Source organism: Sphingobacterium sp. UT-1RO-CII-1 (assembly GCF_026711005.1).
Taxonomy (GTDB): Bacteria; Bacteroidota; Bacteroidia; order Sphingobacteriales; family Sphingobacteriaceae; genus Sphingobacterium.
Genome location: NZ_JAPPVJ010000004.1, coordinates 139,673 through 161,599 on the forward strand (window position 1 = coordinate 139,673; position 21,927 = coordinate 161,599).

General features: G+C 39.8%; 17 protein-coding genes. 14 read left to right on the plus strand and 3 right to left on the minus strand.

The window, feature by feature from the left end; genetic code table 11:
- Positions 1 to 3: 3 nt before the first annotated feature.
- Positions 4 to 1,386, minus strand: coding sequence for a LutB/LldF family L-lactate oxidation iron-sulfur protein (locus ORI89_RS10350; RefSeq protein WP_268230404.1), 1,383 nt, complete (start codon positions 1,384 to 1,386; stop codon positions 4 to 6).
- A 244-nt stretch (positions 1,387 to 1,630) separates the two neighbouring features.
- Positions 1,631 to 3,382: an aspartate--tRNA ligase gene (gene aspS / locus ORI89_RS10355; RefSeq protein WP_268230405.1), complete on the minus strand. Its 1,752-nt coding sequence runs from the start codon at positions 3,380 to 3,382 to the stop codon at positions 1,631 to 1,633.
- A gap of 600 nt (positions 3,383 to 3,982) precedes the next feature.
- Here aspS and mraZ point away from each other — a divergent pair.
- The 14 genes from mraZ to ORI89_RS10425 all read left to right on the plus strand — a co-directional run bounded on the left by mraZ (position 3,983) and on the right by ORI89_RS10425 (position 21,129).
- A complete protein-coding gene (gene mraZ, locus ORI89_RS10360) occupies positions 3,983 to 4,456 on the plus strand; it encodes a division/cell wall cluster transcriptional repressor MraZ (RefSeq protein WP_268230406.1) in 474 nt (157 codons plus the stop codon).
- The gene (gene rsmH / locus ORI89_RS10365) at positions 4,449 to 5,357 is read left to right on the plus strand and encodes a 16S rRNA (cytosine(1402)-N(4))-methyltransferase RsmH (RefSeq protein WP_268230681.1); all 909 of its coding nucleotides are present in this window, start codon (positions 4,449 to 4,451) and stop codon (positions 5,355 to 5,357) included. Before mraZ ends, rsmH begins: the two co-directional genes overlap by 8 nt.
- A gap of 6 nt (positions 5,358 to 5,363) precedes the next feature.
- The gene (locus ORI89_RS10370) at positions 5,364 to 5,771 is read left to right on the plus strand and encodes an FtsL-like putative cell division protein (RefSeq protein ID WP_268230407.1); all 408 of its coding nucleotides are present in this window, start codon (positions 5,364 to 5,366) and stop codon (positions 5,769 to 5,771) included.
- Between the two features lie 35 nt (positions 5,772 to 5,806).
- Positions 5,807 to 7,927 carry a penicillin-binding protein gene (locus ORI89_RS10375; RefSeq protein WP_268230408.1) on the plus strand — a complete coding sequence of 707 codons (2,121 nt, stop codon included), beginning with the start codon at positions 5,807 to 5,809 and terminating at the stop codon, positions 7,925 to 7,927.
- 5 nt (positions 7,928 to 7,932) lie between these two features.
- Complete coding sequence (locus tag ORI89_RS10380) at positions 7,933 to 9,387, plus strand: UDP-N-acetylmuramoyl-L-alanyl-D-glutamate--2,6-diaminopimelate ligase (protein ID WP_268230409.1); 1,455 nt, start codon at positions 7,933 to 7,935, stop codon at positions 9,385 to 9,387.
- 9 nt (positions 9,388 to 9,396) lie between these two features.
- The gene (gene mraY, locus ORI89_RS10385) at positions 9,397 to 10,641 is read left to right on the plus strand and encodes a phospho-N-acetylmuramoyl-pentapeptide-transferase (protein ID WP_268230410.1); all 1,245 of its coding nucleotides are present in this window, start codon (positions 9,397 to 9,399) and stop codon (positions 10,639 to 10,641) included.
- Between the two features lie 5 nt (positions 10,642 to 10,646).
- Positions 10,647 to 12,020 carry a UDP-N-acetylmuramoyl-L-alanine--D-glutamate ligase gene (murD, locus tag ORI89_RS10390; protein WP_268230411.1) on the plus strand — a complete coding sequence of 458 codons (1,374 nt, stop codon included), beginning with the start codon at positions 10,647 to 10,649 and terminating at the stop codon, positions 12,018 to 12,020.
- Positions 12,021 to 12,034: 14 nt separating this feature from the next.
- Entirely contained in the window at positions 12,035 to 13,231 is a 1,197-nt protein-coding gene (locus tag ORI89_RS10395; RefSeq protein ID WP_268230682.1) for an FtsW/RodA/SpoVE family cell cycle protein, read from the plus strand.
- Positions 13,232 to 13,242: 11 nt separating this feature from the next.
- Positions 13,243 to 14,340: an undecaprenyldiphospho-muramoylpentapeptide beta-N-acetylglucosaminyltransferase gene (gene murG / locus ORI89_RS10400; protein WP_268230412.1), complete on the plus strand. Its 1,098-nt coding sequence runs from the start codon at positions 13,243 to 13,245 to the stop codon at positions 14,338 to 14,340.
- A 3-nt stretch (positions 14,341 to 14,343) separates the two neighbouring features.
- On the plus strand, positions 14,344 to 15,699 hold the full coding sequence (gene murC / locus ORI89_RS10405) for a UDP-N-acetylmuramate--L-alanine ligase (protein WP_268230683.1): 1,356 nt from the start codon (positions 14,344 to 14,346) through the stop codon (positions 15,697 to 15,699).
- Entirely contained in the window at positions 15,692 to 16,513 is an 822-nt protein-coding gene (locus ORI89_RS10410) for a cell division protein FtsQ/DivIB (RefSeq protein WP_268230413.1), read from the plus strand. Before murC ends, ORI89_RS10410 begins: the two co-directional genes overlap by 8 nt.
- Positions 16,514 to 16,539: 26 nt before the next feature.
- Positions 16,540 to 17,904 (plus strand): cell division protein FtsA, encoded by a 1,365-nt coding sequence (gene ftsA / locus ORI89_RS10415; protein WP_268230414.1) that lies wholly within the window; start codon positions 16,540 to 16,542, stop codon positions 17,902 to 17,904.
- Positions 17,905 to 18,042: 138 nt separating this feature from the next.
- Positions 18,043 to 19,758: a cell division protein FtsZ gene (ftsZ, locus tag ORI89_RS10420; protein WP_268230415.1), complete on the plus strand. Its 1,716-nt coding sequence runs from the start codon at positions 18,043 to 18,045 to the stop codon at positions 19,756 to 19,758.
- A gap of 228 nt (positions 19,759 to 19,986) precedes the next feature.
- On the plus strand, positions 19,987 to 21,129 hold the full coding sequence (locus ORI89_RS10425; protein WP_268230416.1) for a sugar phosphate isomerase/epimerase family protein: 1,143 nt from the start codon (positions 19,987 to 19,989) through the stop codon (positions 21,127 to 21,129).
- A 31-nt stretch (positions 21,130 to 21,160) separates the two neighbouring features.
- Here the strand turns inward: ORI89_RS10425 and ORI89_RS10430 are convergent, their stop codons facing one another.
- On the minus strand, positions 21,161 to 21,808 hold the full coding sequence (locus ORI89_RS10430) for a response regulator transcription factor (protein WP_268230417.1): 648 nt from the start codon (positions 21,806 to 21,808) through the stop codon (positions 21,161 to 21,163).
- Between the last annotated feature and the right edge of the window lie 119 nt (positions 21,809 to 21,927).

Below are 21,927 nucleotides of genomic sequence, written 5' to 3' on the forward strand. Positions count from 1 at the left end.
AGTTTATTGTTTGTTTTGCTCTTTCCACTGTTGTGCGAAAGATTTGTTGGCAATATTGGGGAGGTCACGCTTTTTGCCCCATGATTTTTTGAAGAAGTTTCGGAGGAAGAAGTTTTTTGTTTTACCGCCAAAAAAATCAAGTAGTTTTCTTTTTTTCATAAGATAGCTAAAGCCTTTCCAGAGGTTGCGTTCGCTACGGGTGGTTAAACCTTGTTCGACCGCATCTTTGCGGTTAAGCAGAAGCATATTGTGGATATTTATACCTACAGGACAAACTTCTGTACATTTACCGCATAAAGAGGAGGCTTCACTGAGATGCTTGAACTCTTTCATTCCTTTCAAATGTGGAGTTATAAGTGATCCGATAGGTCCTTGATAAGTCGTGTTGTAGGTATGTCCGCCAATGTTTTTGTAGATAGGGCAGGCATTTAGACAGGCTCCGCAGCGTATGCAGTATAAGCCCTGACGCTGTTCTTTCTGTGCAAGAAGCTGCGAGCGGCCATTGTCCAGTAAAATAACGTACATAGCCTCTGGGCCGTCAGACTCGTGTGCTTGCCGAGGGCCACTCAGTATGCTGTTGTATACGGTTAAGTTCTGTCCGGTTCCATGTGATGCCAATAGGGGCCAAAACAAGTCGAGATCCTGAAGTTGGGGTATGACTTTTTCTATACCGGCTATAGCGATATGTACTTTCGGAAAAGTGGTTGAGAGGCGTGCATTTCCTTCATTCTCCGTAATGGCAATGCTGCCGCTGTCGGCAATTAAAAAATTGGCTCCCGTGATGCCAATATCGGCAGTTTTATACTTTTTCCGCATTATTTCACGGGCTTTGGCTGTAATTTCGCTAGCAGTAGCTTCGAGGGGGGTGTCGAATTTTTCGTGAAAAAGCTTGGCTATATCTTCTAAGCTGAGGTGCATGGCAGGAGTGACAATATGATAAGGTTTTTGTCCTAATAGCTGAACGATGAACTCGCCCAGATCTGATTCAATATTGTCGAGACCTTTTTCTTGTAAGAAACTATTAAGTTCAATCTCTTCAGTTGCCATTGACTTGGACTTGACGACGCTTTTAGCTTGATGGTAGTCGATGATTTTTGCGATTTCTGCACGAGCTTCGTCTGCATCGTTGGCCCAAATTACTTTACCTCCTCTTTTTGTGAAATTTGACTCGAAATCTAATAAGTAACGGTCTAGGTTTTCGATGGCTTTCCACTTGATAATATTCGCTTTCTTTTTTGAGTTTTCTAGGTTATTAAACTTTTCCTTTCCTTTCTCAAAAGATGTGTTGTATTTACCAATATTGTGGTTTATGACATTGCGGTGCTGCTGATCGAATGATTTGATCTTACTTTCACTAAGAAATTTTTCCGCATTTTTTTGAGCCATGGGACAAAATTAGTCTTTTTTTTTCGAAAACCTGATTCTAACCCCCGGTAAAGAATAGCTCGGATGAGTGAAAAAGCAAAATTACAATAGATGTAGAAGTGTTGTCAATGACTGCTGCGTGGGATGGCTATGAACAGAGGGAGGCTTAAGTGTTTTTTAGCCAGTATATTGAAAAGGAGAGAAGGAGGTGTTGTTAAACAATAACAGTCTGCTTAATGGGCAGACTGTTATTTGTTGTTAAATTTTATTTTACTTGAAGCGCTAGGCTCAATTCTTCGAGTTGACTTGCATCTATGCTAGCAGGAGCATCGATCATAACATCTCGACCCGCATTGTTTTTAGGGAACGCAATAAAGTCACGGATGGTTTCCTGTCCGCCTAGAATCGCAGTAAGACGATCTAAACCGAAAGCTAAACCTCCATGAGGGGGCGCACCGTATTGGAATGCGTTCATTAGGAAACCAAATTGATCTTGAGCCTGCTCGGGAGTGAAACCTAAATGTTTAAACATGAGGGCTTGTGTTTCTTTATCATGTATACGGATAGAACCTCCACCTATTTCGTTTCCATTTAATACTAAATCATAGGCATTAGCGCGTACTTTACCGGGATCAGTATCCAGAAGATGCATATCTTCTTTTTTAGGTGATGTGAATGGATGATGCATCGCATGGTAGCGTTGAGTATCTTCGTCCCATTCTAGGAGGGGAAAGTCAATAACCCATAGCGGGGCAAACTCATTAGGTTTGCGTAGCCCCATCTGGTTGCCCAGTTCCATGCGTAATGCGCTTAATTGGCTCCGTGTTTGGTTAGCCGGACCTGATAAAATTAAGATCAGGTCGCCCGGATTCGCACCAGTTGCTTCAGCCCATTTGGCTAAATCCGCTTGATCGTAAAACTTGTCTACAGAAGATTTGAAGGTTCCGTCATTTTCATATTTACAATAAACCATGCCAGATGCTCCAACTTGAGGACGTTTGACCCAGTCAATCAATCCATCAATCTGCTTACGTGTGTATAATGCAGCTCCAGGAACAGCAATACCTACAACCAACTCTGCATTATTAAAAATTGCAAACTCTTTATGTTGTGCTACCGCGTTAAGTTCGCCGAACTTCATACCGAAACGAATGTCCGGTTTGTCATTTCCATAAGTGCGCATAGCTTCATCATAAGTCATGCGTGGAAAGCTGTCTATTTCTATATGATGTATTTCTTTTAATAGATGACGGGTTAATCCCTCAAAAACCTGTAAAATATCCTCTTGTTCGATGAAAGACATCTCACAGTCAATTTGCGTGAATTCAGGCTGGCGGTCAGCACGCAGATCTTCATCTCGGAAACATTTTACAATTTGGAAGTACTTATCCATGCCCGCAACCATTAAAAGCTGTTTGAATGTTTGCGGCGATTGGGGTAAAGCATAAAACTGGCCAGGGTTCATTCGGGAAGGGACAACGAAGTCACGTGCACCTTCTGGCGTAGATTTAATTAAATAAGGTGTCTCTATTTCACAAAAGTCTAAATTAGATAAGTAATTTCGGACTTCCTGTGTTACTTTATGACGAAATATTAAGCTGTTTTTTACAGGGTTTCTACGGATATCGAGATAACGGTATTTCATACGTATATCCTCGCCGCCGTCTGTCTCATCTTCAATAGTAAAAGGGGGAGTCTGTGACTCATTAAGGACGGTGAGTTCAGTAACTAAAACCTCGATGTCACCAGTAGGCATGTTTGCATTTTTTGATTCACGCTCTATGACTGTGCCTTTTACTTGAATAACGAATTCGCGGCCTAATGATTTTGCAGCTTGCATAATAGAGGCGTCTGTACGGGAATCATCAAAAATTAATTGAGTAACCCCATAACGATCTCTTAAGTCTACCCAGGCCATAAAGCCTTTATCTCTTGATTTTTGAACCCAACCTGAAAGTGTGACTTGACTATCTACATCGGCTATTCGTAACTCGCCGCAATTATGACTTCTGTACATGTTCTACATTATTTTATGCAAAAATATTGCATTTATGGGACAATAACGAAAGATATGGATTGGACATAACTAATTATTCAAGAAATATCCGTGTGGCAGAGTTTATATAGACACAAATGACCGCATGGTAGGAGATGCATATGCGTAAAATTGTGCATGATGTAATAATTCTCTATATAAAGATAGGTGAAGACTCATTGCGCTCGGATATGTAAAGTTAAGAAGGGCTTTTTTAAAAGTTTTGTTACAAATAAAAGTGAAATTGAAAATAGCTACCACTTTCCCCCACTTTTTCTATTTACATGCTTTTTTTAGTGCTAAAAGTAGGTTTTGTTATTTGCACCAGCGCAGTCTTTTGCTTTTTAGGGCTGTCTTATGATTGAGTTTTTTCGTTTATCGATAAATATGGGTTTGAATCGTTGTGCAGTGATTATCTAGGTGTTAGGTGTTTTTTAACGAGGTTTTTTGCTTTATGGAGCTTTGTGCCTATAAATTTTGTAGAGATTATACTATGTTGAAAACTTTTTTGTGTTATATTGTGGGGGAAAGTGGGGGAAAGTGTCTACTTTTACAGTTAAATTTTATTGGGCTAATAGACTAATGAACTATTTAATCGGAGAATACGAATGCAAGCTGGACACCAAAGGAAGAATGGTGGTTCCTGCGTCGCTCAAAAGGCAGTTGCCTGATGCTGAGCGCGAGGGGCTTGTTGTGAATCGTGGGTTCGAGAAAAATTTAGTGATTTATACGCGTTCAGAGTGGAATAAGTTGTTGGGGCAGTTAGCTCGATTAAATCAGTTTCAGCCAAAAAACAGAGACTTTATACGAAAGTTTATGAGTGGAGCAACGGAGTTGATGCTTGATTCTGCGGGGCGTGTGCTGTTGCCTAAGGCTTTGTTGGAGTATGCGGAGATAGGGGCAGAGTTGGTGTTGGCTTGTAATTTGGAAAAAATAGAAGTCTGGTCGAAAGTGAAGTATCAGGAAAGTCTGGATGGTGTTTCGGAAGAGGAGTTTTCGGATTTAGCGGCTCAGGTTATGGGTGGATTTAATTTTGGAGGGGATGAAAATGAATAGGGTTTATCATGTGCCGGTTATGTTGGCTGAATGTATGGACGCTCTTGCGATTAAAGAGGATGGTGTGTATGTGGATGTGACGTTTGGTGGTGGTGGGCATTCGCGGGAATTGTTGAGTAGGCTCGGGGTGAATGGGCGCTTGATTGCTTTTGATCAAGATCCGGATGCGGTTCGTAACGCCATTGATGATCCTCGTTTTACTTTGGTGCAACATAATTTTAGGTTTTTGAGAAATAATCTGCGTTTGTTGGGGGTGATGAAAGTGGATGGTATTCTTGCAGATCTGGGCGTATCTTCTCATCAATTTGATTCGGCTGAAAGGGGTTTTTCTATTCGTTATGATGCGGATTTAGATATGCGCATGGATAGGGTGGGTGATGTGGACGCTAAGAAGGTGTTGAATTCTTATGCTGAGGAGGATCTGCATCGCATATTTGGTATGTATGGTGAAATTCAGAATGCAAAGACGCTAGCTAAAACTATTGTTACGGCAAGGTTGACAGCTCCAATAGACACCGTGGAGCAGTTGAAAGAGGTGGTGAAAAAACATGTGCCGAGAGGTAAGGAAAATAAATATCATGCGCAACTTTTTCAAGCATTGCGTATCGAGGTGAATAAGGAGCTTGAGGCTTTGCAGGATTTTTTGGAGCAGACAGTGCAGGTGTTGAAGTCGGAAGGTAGATTGGTGGTGATGTCGTATCATTCTTTGGAAGATCGCTTGGTGAAAAATTTTATGCAAAAAGGAAAATTTAAAGGTGAAGTGGAAAAGGATTTTTTTGGGAATGAAATAAAGCCTTTTAAAGTTATTAGTCGGAAGGCTATAGTGGCGGGTGAAGAGGAGTTGCAGTTAAATAATCGCTCGAGAAGTGCGAAGTTGAGAGTGGCTGAGCGCGAAGAGTAAAGTTTTATGTCGAGAAATACGATTAAAAATAAAGAACTAAGCGAAGAGGTTCAGAAGAAAATGGACGATTCGGTAGAGGAAAAAGTGGAGGAGACGAAACATTTTCTTCAATCAGTTTTTTCGACAAAGAAATTGTCTAGTTATTTGGTGGCTAGAAACCTTCCTTTTGCAGCTTTTGTTGCGTTGTTAGGATTGATTTATATATCAAATAGGCATTTGGCAGAGCGGACGGTGAGGTCGATAGATCAATTGAGTAGGCAGGTGAAGGAGTTGAGTTGGGACTATAAGTCGTTGTCGGCGGAATTGATGAAGTTGACGACACAGACAGAGATCGCTAAACGGGCGGATACATTGGGATTGAAGGAGCGAAAGGAGCCGCCGATTAAGGTAGAGGTTGTTAGGAAGGGGAAGTAATAATAAAAGTAAAAAAATAAACACGGAGTCAACAAATGAATATTAGGAAGTCTATACTTATGAGAGTGTACCTGGCATTCGGGCTGATGGTGTTTGGTGCGTTGTTGGTTTTTGGGAAACTGCTGCATTTACAGTATGTGGATGGAGGTGAGTGGCGGGCTTTAGTGGATAGTTTGACAATCCGTGAGCGCGTTATTGAGGCAGCACGTGGAAATATTTATGCGAATGACGGTAGTCTGTTAGCTACTTCAGTGCCCGAGTATGAGTTGCGGTTTGATGCAATGGCAATTCCTGCTGAAGCTAATGATGTGTTTAATTCTAAAGTAGATTCTCTAGCGACAAGTTTAGCGAACTTTTTTAAAGATAAATCAGCAAGGCAATATTTGGGTTTGTTGAAGAATGCGAGAGCGAAAAAACAAAGGTACATGTTGCTGAAAAGAGATGTTTCTCATCAGGATCTGAAAGTTGTAAAGACTTTCCCACTTTTGAAAACATTTCGCGAGGGCAAAAAACGTTACTCAACAAGTTTGGTGACGGTGAGTGAGAATAAGCGGATTTTGCCGTTTACGAATTTGGCTGCTCGTACGATTGGTTATAAAAATACAAAAGGAGAGGAAGTGTTGGTGGGTTTAGAGGGGGCGTATGGTTCTTATATTGATGGAACGAGTGGGTCGCAAATTATGCAACGTATTGCTGGAGGAGTGTGGGTTCCTGTGAGTAGAGAGGTGCAAGTGGCGCCTGTGGATGGGTCGGATATTATTTCTACGCTCGATGTTAACATGCAGGATATGGCGCAGCGTGCTCTGGAGAAACAATTGATCGAAAGTGATGCGGACAACGGGTGTGTGGTGCTGATGGAAGTGAAAACAGGTGAGGTGCGTGCTATTGCAAACTTTACAAGAGATCATCAAGGAGTGTTTAGAGAGAAATATAATTACGCGATTGCTCAAGGGGCTGATCCGGGCTCGACATTTAAGATAGCTAGTTTTTTAGCGCTTTTGGACGATGGTTTGGTGGATACTTCTTCGACAGTAGATATTGGTAATGGTACATTCCGTGTGCCGTCGCATACTATTCGGGATTCGCATGCGCCTAAAAAATCTGTTTTAACGGTGAAGGAGGCATTTGAGCAATCGTCTAATGTGGGGATTGCTAAGCTTATTGATACATATTATGGGAAAAACCCCGGTAAGTATACTGCGAAGCTCCATCATTTTGGTTTAGGTAGCGAATTAGGGTTACAGATACCAGGAGAGGCTAAGCCTTGGGTAAAGCACCCGGATAGTAAATCATGGAGTAAGTTGTCGTTAGTGCAAATGGCTTATGGGTATGAGTTGCGCTTGACACCTCTGCAGATGCTTTCGTTATATAATGCAGTAGCTAATGATGGTAAGTTGGTAGCTCCTTTGTTTGTTAAAGAGATACGGCACTTAGGAAATACGGTTGAGAAGTTTGAAGCGCGGGTGATTAATAAAGAGATTGCTTCGCCAGCCGCTATTAAAAAGATGCAGGATATGTTGGTTGGGGTAATGACTAATGGAACGGGAAGAAGGTTGAGTTCGCCATTATATAGCTCGGCTGGAAAAACAGGTACCGCTCAAATGAATGATGGGGCTAGGGGGTATGGGATGCGTCGTTATCAGTCGTCATTTGCAGGTTATTTTCCTGCAGAGAATCCGAAATACTCGATGATTGTAGTTATTCGAAATCCACGTAAAGGTTATTATGGAGGGGCTATCGCGGGGCCTGTATTTAAGGAGTTGGCGGACATGGTGTATGCTAACGATTTGGAGCTCCAAGGGACGTTGGCGACTAGAAAAGTGAATAGCGCAGGGTCTAAGGTGCCATACACTTTAAATGGATCGAAAGACGCTTCATCTGCCGTTTATGAGGCTTTGGGCTATCAGGCTTCGAATTGGAATACGTTGGCGATGGCGACAGAAGGTGATGCTGAGCATAAAGTTTTTGTAGAGACGGATATTAAGGAGGGGGTTGTTCCTAATGTGGTTGGTATGGGCTTGATGGATGCAGTTTTTGCAATGGAAAATGCTGGGTTTAAAACGAAAATAAACGGGAAAGGAAAAGTTGTTAATCAGTCGCTTTTGGCTGGGAGTAAAATGAAGAAAGGTACGCCGATTGTATTGGCCTTGAATTAAATGATATGAAGCTTAAAGAACTATTATATGCTATTCCTGTAAAGCAGCTTGAGGGTGAGCTAGAAGTTGAAGTGCTTTCTGTTTCTTTTGATTCCCGCAAGGTAGGCCGGGGTGGTGTGTTTGTAGCAGTGCGAGGAGTGAAGCAGGATGGGCATCTCTTTTTGGATAGTGCAATAGCGAATGGAGCTCTTGTGTTGGTGGTGGATGAACTTCCTGAGGTGTTAGATGAGAGTTTGACGTATGTAGTAGTAGATGATACTTCCTATGTGTTGGGCTTATTAGCTACTAATTTTTACGGAGATCCTTCGCGTAAGTTAAAGTTGGTTGGGGTGACAGGCACAAATGGCAAGACAACCGTAGCTACTTTGTTATATAATCTGTTTGATAAGCTTGGCTATCATGTCGGTTTGTTGTCAACAGTAGAGAATAGGGTGGGAGTTAGAGTGGTTGAAGCAACGCATACGACACCTGATCCGTTATCGCTAAATGCACTTTTGGCAGAAATGGTAGAAGATGGTTGTGATTATTGCTTTATGGAGGTGAGTTCGCATGCAATAGTACAACAGCGAATAGCTGGATTACGTTTTGCTGGCGGCGTGTTTACAAATTTGACGCACGATCATTTAGATTTTCACGGTACGTTTGATAGTTACATTAAAGCAAAGAAGAAGTTTTTTGATGATTTAGATCGCTTTGCATTTGCGCTGACAAATATTGATGATAAGAATGGAGCGGTTATGTTGCAGAATACATTTGCGCATAAAAAAGCTTATGGATTAAAGAGTTTGACAGATTTTAAAGCAAAGGTGCTTGAAAGTCATTTGGACGGTATGTTGTTGCAACTTGACGGGCATGAGTTGTGGGTGAAGTTGGTGGGAGGCTTTAATGCATATAATTTACTGGCAGTGTATGGGGCGGCTATTTTGTTGGAGCAGGAAACGGTGAAGGTTTTGACGGCTATGAGTGAAATTGAAGGAGCAGAGGGAAGGTTTGAGGTGGTTCGCTCTAAAGAGGGGGTTATTGGTGTTGTTGATTATGCGCATACTCCTGATGCTGTGGAAAATGTATTAACGACTATTCGTGAATTGAGGAAACCAGGGCAGCAGATTATTTCTGTTTTAGGTTGTGGAGGGGATAGGGATAAAACAAAAAGACCCGAAATGGCAGCAGTGGCTGTTAGGCTGAGTGACAAGTTGATCATTACGTCTGATAATCCGAGAACTGAAGATCCTAATCTTATTATAAAAGATATGGAGCAAGGCGTGCAGGCAGCGGACAAAAAGCGTGTTTTTACAATTACGGAACGTAAAGAAGCTATAAGGGCAGCTTGTCATTTGGCGCAGGTAGGAGATATTATTTTGATTGCCGGGAAAGGGCATGAGAAGTATCAGGATATTAATGGTGTTAAGCATCATTTTGATGATAAAGAAATTTTAGAACAGACTTTTAACGAACAATAAAAAGAGTATATGTTATATTACTTATTTACATGGCTGCAAGAGCATATGCACATTCCAGGAGCAGGATTGTTCCAATATATATCTTTTCGTACAGCTATGGCGGTTATTGTCTCGTTGATTATTACAACGGTATATGGTAGTCGTTTAATACGGGCTTTGCATAATAGGCAAGTGGGTGAGACGATTAGGGACTTAGGTTTGGAAGGGGAACAGAAGAAAGCAGGTACACCTACTATGGGGGGCTTGATTATTATAGGGGGGATTTTGATACCGACTTTATTGTTTGCGAAAATCGATAATATCTATGTAATGATTATGATTATTACAACGATCTGGATGGGGGCAATAGGTTTTTTGGATGATTACATAAAAGTATTTAAGAAGAATAAAGAAGGTCTGGCCGGTAGATTTAAGATTATAGGTCAAGTGGGTTTGGGCGCGTTGATTGCTTTTACAATGTATTTTCATCCAGACATTGTTGTGAGACAGCAAGTAAGCAACCCGACATCAATGAAGGCTGTGGAGATTATGACAGATACACAGACGGGAGAAAAGTACTACGCAGAAAATGTAAAGTCGACAAAAACAAACATTCCTTTTTATAAGAATAACGAGTTTGATTACGCTAAAGTATTGGCCATGTTCGGGCTGAATAGCAAAATGGCTACTTTCTTTGTCTTTTTGTTTGTGGTGGTGTTTATTGTGGCGGCTGTGTCAAATGGGGCGAATATTACAGATGGTATCGATGGGTTAGCGACCGGAACCTCGGCAATTATTGGTATTACATTGGCTATTTTGGCGTACGTCTCAGGTAACGTGATCTTTTCAGATTACCTTAATATTATGTACATCCCGAATTCGGGTGAGCTGGTGATTTTTGCAGGAGCATTTGTTGGTGCTTGTACGGGATTCTTATGGTATAACGCTTACCCTGCTCAAGTGTTTATGGGGGATACAGGGAGTTTGGCAATAGGTGGTATTATAGCTGCTTTTGCGATTTTGATTCGTAAAGAACTGCTTATTCCTATTTTGTGCGGTATTTTTCTATTGGAAAATCTGTCTGTTATTTTACAGGTGTCTTATTTTAAATATACAAAGAAGAAATACGGTGAAGGTCGACGTATATTTTTGATGTCGCCTTTACATCATCATTATCAGAAGAAAGGTTATCATGAATCTAAAATTGTTATGCGCTTTTTTATTGTGTCTATTACATTGGCGATTTTAACAATTGTGACGCTTAAAATTAGATAGAAGATATGACTAATATAGCACATACATATTATCCGCAGACTGGTTTTCTTGTTGTCCTAGGGGCAGGGGAGAGCGGTGTGGGAGCTGCTATTTTAGCTAAAGATCGTGGTTTTGATGTGTTTGTGTCTGATAAAGGAGCTATTGACACGTCTTATAAGGAGCAACTGTTGGCAGAAGGGATTGCATTTGAAGAATTGCAACATACGGAGAGTAAAATACAGCAGGCCGATTTGGTAGTTAAAAGTCCGGGAATACCTTTCAATGTACCGTTACTGAAGTTGTTGAAGGGGAAGGCTATTCCAGTAATTTCTGAAATCGAGTTTGCAGCCCAGTATACAGATGCAAAATTGATATGCATTACGGGGTCGAATGGAAAGTCAACGACGACAATGCTTACTTATTATATGTTAAAGAATGGTGGGCTTAATGTGGGCTTGGCCGGTAATATAGGGAAGAGCTTTGCGCTGCAGGTTGCGCGTGAAACGTTTGATGTTTATGTGCTAGAAATATCAAGCTTTATGCTTGATGATATGTATCATTTTAGGGCAGATATGGCTGTGATTCTGAATATAACGCCTGACCATTTGGATCGATACGACTATAAAATGGAGAATTATGTCGCTTCGAAATTTAGAATGATACAAAATCAGACAGCAGCAGATTATTTTATCTACTGCTTGGACGATGAAGAGCTTGTTAAAGGATTGAGTGAGTTTAAGACTCCAGCTAAGCATTTGCCGTTTACGCAATTAGAAGAAGTGTGTGAAGGAGCTTATCTGGATAAAGAGAATAATGTTGTAATTAATGTACCTAATAAAGAAAGATTTACGATGAATATTGAAGAGTTGTCATTGCACGGGAAGCATAATACATACAATAATATGGCTTCAGGTTTAATTGCTAAAGCACAGCAGCTACGCAATAAGACTATGCAGGAGAGTATGGGATCTTATGTGAATATTGAGCATCGTTTGGAGCATGTGGCATGTATTGGAGGTGTTAATTACATTAACGATTCGAAAGCGACAAATGTGAATTCTCTTTGGTATGCATTGGAGAGTTTTTCGCCGGATATTATTTTGATAATGGGAGGTGTGGATAAAGGAAATGATTATGAGATGTTACGCGACTTGGTAAAATCAAAAGTGAAGGCTATTGTTTGTATAGGTAAAGATACGGTGCGGATTCATGAATCATTTGAGGATGATACGGAGGTGATCGTTAATAGCTCGTCTATGGAGGATGCAGTGGAGATGGCGTCGCATCTTTCTAAAAAAGGAGATACTGTGTTGCTTTCTCCGGCTTGCGCAAGTTTTGATTGGTTTAAAAACTATGAAGAGCGTGGAGATAAATTTAAAAATGCTGTAATGAATCTGTAAACAAGAGAAAGATGATGGATCAGGTTTTTAGTAAACTCAAAGGTGATAAATGGATATGGATTATTGTAATAGTTCTGTCCGGATGGTCTTTGCTAGCTGTATATAGCTCGGTAGGTACATTAGCCTATAAAGAAGGTAAAGGCACGGAGATGTATTTATTGAAGCACTTCTCTGTTATTGCTATTGGTTTATTATTTATGTATCTGTCTCATAAGCTTGATTATAGGTATTACGCGGGTATTTCTAAGTTGCTGATGATTATTACTATCCCATTGTTGCTGTTTACCTTGATAGGCGGTAGTAAAGTTAATGATGCAAGCCGTTGGGTGACTATACCGGTAATTAATCAGACTTTTCAAACTTCTGATTTGGCTAAGCTTGCTTTAATCACGTTCTTAGCTAGGATGCTATCTAGAAAGCAAGAGGATATTAAGGATGTGAAAAAATCTTTTGTTCCTATCATGGGGGCTGTATGTCTCGTGTTTATACTCATTGCCTGGGCGAATTTATCAACTGCGCTAATGTTATTTGGGACGAGTGTTTTGTTATTGTTGATCGGTCGAGTGAGTTTTAAACAAATAGCTATTGTATGTGTTGGGGGAGGCTTTTTGTTACTACTTGTGATTTTGATCGGGCCGCGTAGGGATACTTATTTGAGTCGTATAGAAGGTTTTTTTAGAACAGAGGAAGTTGCGGGAGGAAATATTCCTTTTCAGGAAGACAAAAACTATCAAGCAAATTTAGCTAAAATGACTATTGCTTCGGGACAGTTTTTTGGTAAAGGAGCAGGAAATAGTGTAGGGCGTAATCTGCTGCCCCACCCGTATTCAGATTTTATTTTTGCTATTATTATTGAAGAGTATGGGACAATTGGGGGGGCTGTATTGTTGTTTTTGTATATGGCGTTAATGTATCGATGCATACGGATTGTGACGTTGAGTCCGCGTGCGTTTGGTGCTTTTTTAGCCGCAGGACTGGGTTTTAGTTTAGCTATACAGGCTTTGGCAAATATGGCTGTTGCTGTAGGTTTAGGACCTGTGACGGGGGTACCGCTGCCTTTGGTGAGTATGGGAGGGACATCTATTTTGTTTACGAGTGTAGCTTTAGGGATTATACTAAGTGTGAGTCGAAATATAGAAGAGTTAAAAGGAAAAGAGGAACTTAATGAGTCTACTGCGCTGAATAAAAAAGTTGTAGTAGGTACGATATAAAAAAAATGAATATGGCGCATCGTATTATTATAAGTGGAGGTGGTACAGGAGGACATATCTTTCCGGCTATTTCGATAGCCAATGCTTTGCGTCGATTAGACCCGACGGTTGAAATTCTGTTTGTTGGAGCAAAGGGTAAAATGGAAATGGAGAAGGTGCCTGCAGCAGGATATGAAATAGTAGGGTTGAATATTCGAGGGATAGATCGGAGCTCTTTATTAAATAACATCATGTTACCATTTCAGTTGATAGGTAGCATGTTGAAGGCGAGAAAGGTTATTAAGAATTTCGGCGCGCAAGTTGCAGTTGGTGTAGGTGGTTACGCTTCCGCTCCTTTGTTAATGGTGGCAGGAAATATGGAAATCCCGACTTTAATACAGGAGCAGAATTCATATGCCGGAGTAACAAATAAACGATTGGCAAATAAAGCATCTCGTATATGTGTGGCTTATGAAGGTATGGAGCAGTTTTTTCCAGCGGACAAAGTAATGCTTACCGGAAATCCAGTTAGACGAGCTTCTGTAGATATTATAGGTTTAAGAGAGGAAGCTTTAAGTTTTTTTGGATTAGCTGCCGATCGGAAAACGATTTTGATTACAGGGGGTAGTCAGGGAGCAGGTACACTAAATAATTGTATGATAGGTTCCTTGCTAGCTCTCGGAACAGACGATGTGCAAGTTATATGGCAGTGTGGTGAGTATTATTATGATTCTCTAAAAGAGCATTTAGCTGAAGTAATGCCGAGCAATGTTTTGTTGATGCCTTTTTTACAACGAATGGACTATGCTTATGCAGCAGCAGATTTAATAATATCACGGGCAGGTGCAGGTACGATATCAGAACTTTGTGTGATAGGGAAACCGGTGGTATTGGTCCCCTCTCCGAATGTAGCTGAAGATCATCAGACAAAAAATGCGAAAGCTTTGGTTGATAAGGATGCGGCTGTTTTGGTGAAGGATAATGAGGCAGAGCGTGATTTGATAGCAACGGCAATGCAAATTTTGAGAAATGACGAGCAAAGTAAATTGTTGGGAGAAAATATAAAGAAAATGGCAAGGCTGGATGCGGATGAAGTAATTGCAAGAGAGGTATTGAAATTAATAAAATAGATGATGAATTTGGATCATATAAAGCGAGTGTACTTATTGGGGATAGGTGGTATTGGAATGAGTGGGTTAGCCCGTTATTTTAAGCACTTGGGTTGTGAAGTGAGAGGATATGATAGAACGGAGTCAGAATTGACCCAGGCTTTAGTGGGAGAAGGTATAGCGGTAAGTTATGAGGATGATCCGAATTTGCTGCCGGTTATTTATACGGTGCCATCTGAAGATACTTTATTGATTTATACACCGGCTATTCCGCAAGATTTGAAGCTAAAGAATTTGTTGCTGGAAAAAGGATGTAAATTGTTTAAAAGATCGGAGGTGCTGGGGATTATAAGTGGTAGTCGTTTTACTATAGCTGTGGCAGGAACACATGGGAAGACAACGACCTCAACTATGATTGCACATGTATTGAAAGATACGGGATATGACTGTTCGGCATTTTTGGGAGGAATTAGTACAAATTACAATAGTAATGTGCTGTATGGGAATAATAACGTTGTGGTGGTGGAAGCTGATGAATATGATCGCTCTTTTTTGACATTACATCCGAATATAGCGGTGGTGACAAGTGTAGATGCGGATCATTTGGATATTTACGGTAGTGAAAAAGAGCTGCTTGAATCGTTTAAGCTGTTTATGGGGAAAGTGGTAGAGGGAGGAACGGCGATTGTTAAACAGGGATTGCCTTTAGTAGGAGATGTATCTTATTCAAACGGAATAAAAAGTGACGCGTATGCTGAAAATATACGCGTAGAAGATGGTGAATTTTATTTTGACTATATAGCTGGCGAAATAGAGCTTAGAGATATTCATTTGGGTATCCCGGGTATTCATAATGTTGAAAATGCCGTGGCTGCAATAACAGTAGCTTTAAAATTGGCTATTGATCCTGAAAAAATTAGAATAGCACTTTCTCGATTTGCAGGTGTAAAACGACGATTTGAATTTGTAGTAAGACAAGAGGAGGCGGTTTATATTGATGATTATGCGCATCATCCAGAGGAGTTAAGAGCTTTTTTATTGTCAATGAAAAAGTTGTATCCTTCGCGTAAGTTAACAGTTATATTTCAGCCTCATTTATATACGAGGACACGGGATTTTGTCGATGGTTTTGCAGATGTGTTGGCCTTGGCGGATGAATTGCTTTTGATGGAAATATACCCAGCTAGAGAGTTGCCAATTGAAGGAGTGAATTCTTCGTGGTTGTTGGAAAAAATAGCATTAAAAAATAAAAGAGTGGTACAAGCTGATGAGGTGGTTAAAATTGTAGATGATGAACGCCCTGAGTTATTGGTGACAGTTGGTGCAGGCGATATTGACCGCTTGGTGAAACCGCTAAAAAAAGTATTAACAAATGCTTGAGTTTGTTCGAAACATAAGGTGGAAGATTGTCGGTTATGCATGCCTAAGTGGATTGGCAGTTGTAGGGGTGATGATGCTGATGGCTCTTGTTAAAAAGAAGGATGCCGTGCAAGAGTGTGTTTCGTTGAAGGTAATGGTAGAAGGAAAAGAAACATTTATCAATCAAGAAGATATATCTGATTTGATAAAAGTAGGTTTTGGAGAGGTCGTTGGGAAACGACTTGTGGAGATTCCGACGGAAAAAATAGAAAAAACATTGGTTGAGCTGCCATATGTGTCATCAGCTGAAATATATGCAGATATGGATGGTGTTCTACAGGTGGCAGTAAAGCAGAGAGAAGTGGTTTTGCGTATCATAAATGCTAGAGGGCAGGAGTATTATATAGATACGAAAGGTGCCAAAGTGCCTGTTACCTTGAAATATGTGCCCCATGTGCTGATTGCAAATGGATATATAAAAGAAGGATATGGTGAGGCATTAGATACGGTGGAAACTGAGGTCGTGCGTTCATTGATGAAAATAGCAGAACATGTAAAAGATGATGTGCTATGGGGTAATCAAATTGTGCAGTTATATGTTAATGCTGAGCAGGATATAGAGATTGTACCACGTGTGGGCAGCCAGCAGTTAATAGTAGGGAGTGCAGAGAATATCGAAGATAAATTGACGCGTTTAGAAGCGTTTTATAAAAATATATTACCGCGAGTGGGCTCTGATGCCTATGCTAGGGTAAATGTAAAATATGAGGATCAAATAATTTGTGAACGTCAAAAAGGTTGGTTTTTGGATAGTTTACAAATGAAAATTAATTAATAACACAGCAACAAAATACACAGCATATGAAACCAAGATTAGCAGAAAACGAGAGAGAGAATCCAATCATAGTAGGGTTGGATATCGGGACAACAAAGATTTGTGTAACGGTGGGTCGTCGTAGTGGTACGAATAAAATTGAACTTCTAGGTGTGGGGAAAGCAGAGTCTTCGGGTGTAAACCGTGGGGTGGTGGCTAACATACAGAAGACAGTGAATAGTATTCGAGAAGCCGTGTCGATAGCTGAATCACAGTCTAATGTGGATATTAAAGTGGTTCACGTTGGTATTGCAGGACAGCATATCAAGAGTATTCAACATAGGGGGATATTGACAAAACGAGATTATGATGAGGTGGGGCGTTTGGATGTTGATCAGTTGATCTCTGATATGTATAAGCTTGTGTTGCCTCCAGGGGAAGAGATTGTGCATGTGTTGCCACAAGAATTTACAATTGATAACGAACCCGGTATAAAAGAACCTATAGGCATGGCGGGACGCCGTGTAGAGGCTAACTTCCATATTATTTCTGGACGCGTGACAGATATCCGCAATATTAAACGTTGTGTAGATAATGCAGGATTGGATGTGTCTTCTTTAGTTATGGAACCTCTAGCGTCATCTGAAGCTGTGTTGGATGAAGAGGAGAAAACTGCTGGTGTTGTGTTGGTAGATATCGGTGGAGGTACAACTGATGTTGCTGTTTTTCATGAAGGTATTATCCGCCATACTGCTGTGATTCCATTGGGGGGTAATATTGTTACGGAAGATATTAAACAGGGGTGTTCGGTATTGCGTAATCAAGCAGAGCAACTTAAGGTACGTTATGGTTCAGCTTTAGCAGATGAGAATAAAGATAATGAAGTAATTTGTGTGCCAGGTATCCGTGGACGTGAAGCCAAGGAAATATCGGTTAAAAATCTAGCTTATATTATACAGGCCCGTATGGAAGAAATTATTGAGCATGTGTATTATGAGATAAAATCTTCCGGTTACGAAGACAGATTAATAGCAGGTATTGTAATAACAGGCGGAGGGGCACAAGTGAAACATTTGGTGCAGTTGGTAGAGTATATTACAGGTATAGGATGTAGAATTGGGTATCCTAATGAATATCTCGCTAAAACAGAAATGTTGAACAGACAGGCTTTAGAAGAGTTAAAAAGCCCAATGTACGCTACGTCGGTAGGTTTACTTATAAAAGGTGTGCAATCTTTGGAAGAGGATGAGGCTATGCAGCAGGAAGCTGTGGCGAAAAATCCGGGCAGAGAAAAAGTAGCAGAAATAGCCGAAGAGAAACGGAGAAAAGAGAGCTGGTTTACTAAGATTTTGTCTGATTTTATTAAAGATGATGCAGGTATTGATGATGATACTTTTATCGGGAAAAAATAAGTTTTCCACAATGTTTGATTTTTCCACATTTTAACAATTGTGGAAAACAATTGTGGATATTTTGTTAATATTACATTTGAAATGTTGAACCTCTGGCTGGTTAATAAGTGGTTTAGCATGAGTTAAATAGGGTATTTTATGTCGATTCAATTTGAAATGTTAAAAGAGCAATCATCGATAATTAAGGTTATCGGGGTTGGTGGTGGCGGTGGTAATGCTGTTAATCACATGTATAAGCAAGGGATCAGTGGTGTTGATTTTATTGTTTGTAATACGGATGCACAAGCTTTGGAATTAAGCCCTATACCTAATAAAGTGCAGCTTGGTGTTAGTTTGACTGAAGGGATGGGGGCAGGAGCTGACCCGGATGTAGGTGAAAATTCAGCTATTGAAAGTATAGAGGATATTAAGCGGATGTTGGGTACAAATACCAAAATGCTTTTTATTACTGCTGGAATGGGTGGTGGAACGGGAACCGGAGCAAGTCCTGTGTTAGCGAAAGCTGCGAAAGAGTTAGGTATCTTAACAGTTGCTATCGTAACTACCCCTTTTACATTTGAAGGAAAACGACGTCGCTCGCAAGCCGAAGATGGAATGGAGGAATTGCGTAAATATGTCGATTCTTATCTGGTTATTTCTAATGATCGTTTGCGTGAGATTTTTGGTAACTTAACCATGACGGCTGCTTTTGCAAAAGCAGATGATATATTGACAACAGCTGCAAAAGGTATTGCTGAAATTATTACGATACCTGGCTATGTTAACGTAGACTTTAAAGATGTGCGCACCGTGATGAATGATAGTGGTGTGGCAATAATGGGAAATGCTACTGCTGTTGGGGACGACCGTGCTATTGAAGCAGTAACAGGAGCATTGGCTTCTCCATTATTAAAAGATAATGAAATTGAAGGAGCACGCTATATTTTATTGAACATTACTTCTGGTAAAAAAGAAGTAACAATGGATGAAGTAGCGATAGTGACAGATTATATCCAGGAGAAAGCAGGACTTTCGGCTGATTTAATTTGGGGTAATTGTATTGACGATAAATTGGAAGACGAGTTGTCGGTGACAATTATAGCGACAGGCTTTCAAACGGCTGATGAGCGTGTTAAAGAAAAAGAAAAGGAAAAGGTGGCTTTGCCTTTAATGCCGGAAACGTCCGCTAATCAGTTCGTGAAACCAGTAGCGCAAAATCAATTTGCAACTAGAACACAGGAAGTTCAAAGCCCTACAGAACCTTATATAAAACCTACACAGGCGTTCTTTAATAGTCCGGTAGTTGAGAATAGACCTTCGCAAACAGATCTTTTTGCATCGCCAAAACCGATTAATTCTTCGGTTGTTAACCATCAGGAAGAGCCTCAGGTGATACGTCATACACTAGATATGAATTCGCCTGAAGAGCAGGATGTAGAAGCGGATAACTCAGGGTTTGAATTAAAAACAACTCCTTCTGTGTTTGAGTTTAAGTTACCTAGCGTTTTTGATGCCTATGGTGACAAAAATGAACAAACAAGACAGTCTACAGAAAATGTTAATTTAGAATCAGTGCCAGCGACGCCACAGGGTTTTGATAATCAGATGCAGGAATCAAAAGAAATTGATTTTGAAGATCAATTGTTGAAAACAAAAGAGCGTATACTAAGATTGAAAGAACTGAGCATGAAGTTGAAGTCGACTAATGGATTGCAAGAGTTAGAGAATGAACCCGCTTATAAAAGAAGACAAAAGTCGTTAGAAGACGTTCCTCATTCGTCGCAATCTCAAGTTTCTCGCTTTACTTTATCGTTTGATGATGGAGAAACAGAGATTAGGCCAAATAACTCGTTTTTACATGATAATGTGGACTAAGCTTAGTGCAAAAATATAGAGAAGCGGCTAAAATGGCCGCTTTTTTTGGCTTTTAGGAAATCGTTCTTTTTCTTGATAGAATGTAAGAATTGATATTTGTAATTTGTATTATGCCGTGAGAAAAGTCCTTTTTAGTGCTTTTTCCTTTATATTTACATATTAACTTTAGTCTACAAGCGAAGTCTTTTGAAGACTTCATTTAATTGTCGAATATAATTTAAAATTGATATGTCAATCAAACAAAACAACCCTATTTGGGTAATGAGTTCAGCTTATGACCGTCTGTCCTTGGACGAATTAATACAGACTGCTAAGCAGGTTGGGGCGCAGGGACTTGATTTATGTGTGTTTAGAAAAGATGGAACCCGTGAAGATCATACTGCTACACATTTAGAATATGAAAACTTTACTGTTGAAGACGGCAAGAAGCTTATTGATAAGTTTAATCAATCAGAGTTGACTCTGTCTTTAGGTGCTTTTGAAAATATGATTGGTGGCGATCCGGAACAGCGGGTCAAAAATCAGAATCATCTTTTACGCTTAATACGTATTGCGCATTTGTTGGGTGGAGATACTAATGATGTAAAGGTGGGTACTTTTGTCGGTTATAATCATGATTTGGGAAATGAAATAGATGGTTTTCAAAAAAATCTTGACGAATATAAGAGAGTCTTTGAACCTATTGTAAAATATGCTGAAAGTTTGGGTGTTACAATAGTGTATGAAAATTGTCCGATGGAAGGTTGGCGTTCATCACGCTATACATCTACTTATAATAATTTGCCAGGAGTATTAGCGGCACGTAAGTTAATGTATGCTATGGTGCCCAGTGTAGCACATGGAGAGATTTATGATCCATCACATGATATTTGGCAAAATACAAATCCGGTTGATGTAATCAAGCAAACAGATATTGACCGCCTTAAACGTATTCATGTTAAAACTACCCGTAATTTAAATACGAAAGCGAGAGTAGAATGGGGGGGGATGTACGCTATGCAAACCGTTGAAGAATCATTGGCGAGAAAAGCAGGTGTAGATATTCCTGCGCATGATTGGGATCGACATCACTATGAAGCCATGTTGCCTGGTTTTGGAGGAACAGATAATATGGATTGGAATGGTTTTGTTTCTGCTCTGCAGGAGAAAGGCTTTGATGGCCCCTTTGAGATTGAGAATGAAGCGAAAAACTCCAAAGATACAGGTAATATTTCTGCAACAAACCAGGGTTTTTCTACTTGTATAAATTTCTTGGCGCCTTTGCTGTGGGATTTGGATGCGGAGAAGGGCTATGTGTATAAAAAGACAAAAGAATTGGTTGAGCCTAGTGTGAAGGATATTCCCGAAACAACGATGGATCAATTAACTTAGGTTAAACTAGTATATATTCAGAGAAGCGATTTTAGTATTGCTTCTCTGAATGTAATTTAAATAGTTCGATAAGATCAGGAATATTCTGTACTGCTAATTTTTCAAAAACACGACTTTTATAGGTGCTGACTGTCGATGAGCTAAGGTTTAATGAAGTCGATATTTCTAGAATACCTAGTCCTTTAATTAGATGTTTTGCAACATCCATTTCTCTATTCGATAATTTGTTTAGCGGATTGTTTTCATCAAATGATGATTTACTTGAAGTTAATTTTTGTATATACAGTTCTTTAACAGCTTCCGACATGTATTTGCCACGCACCATAATATGATTGATGGCATTTTTTAATTCAGACATAGCTGTATTCTTATTTAAATATCCAGATGCACCTGCGTTTATATAGCGTAAGGCGTATAGATTTTCTTCATAGGAAGAGAAAATTAATATTTTTAATTCTGGCTGTAAATCTAAAATTTCTTTGACAACTTTTATGTTGTTGCCTCCAGGCATATTAATATCTAAAAGAAGTAGATCAAAAGACTTATTCTTCAGATGAAGATATACTTCATCGTATGTTTGTGCCTGAACGATATCAGCATCTGGAATAGCTTCTTTAATAATTACAGATGCGCCTAGTCTTACTATGCTATGATCATCTGCTATTAAAATGTTTTTCATTATAAGATGTGGTTAACTCCAAAGGTTTTAACTCCAATATTCTTACCCTTTGAGCAAATATAGAAAAAATTCAATAAAGAGTGGGTTATAATAAAATTAACTAAAAAAATTTATTTATT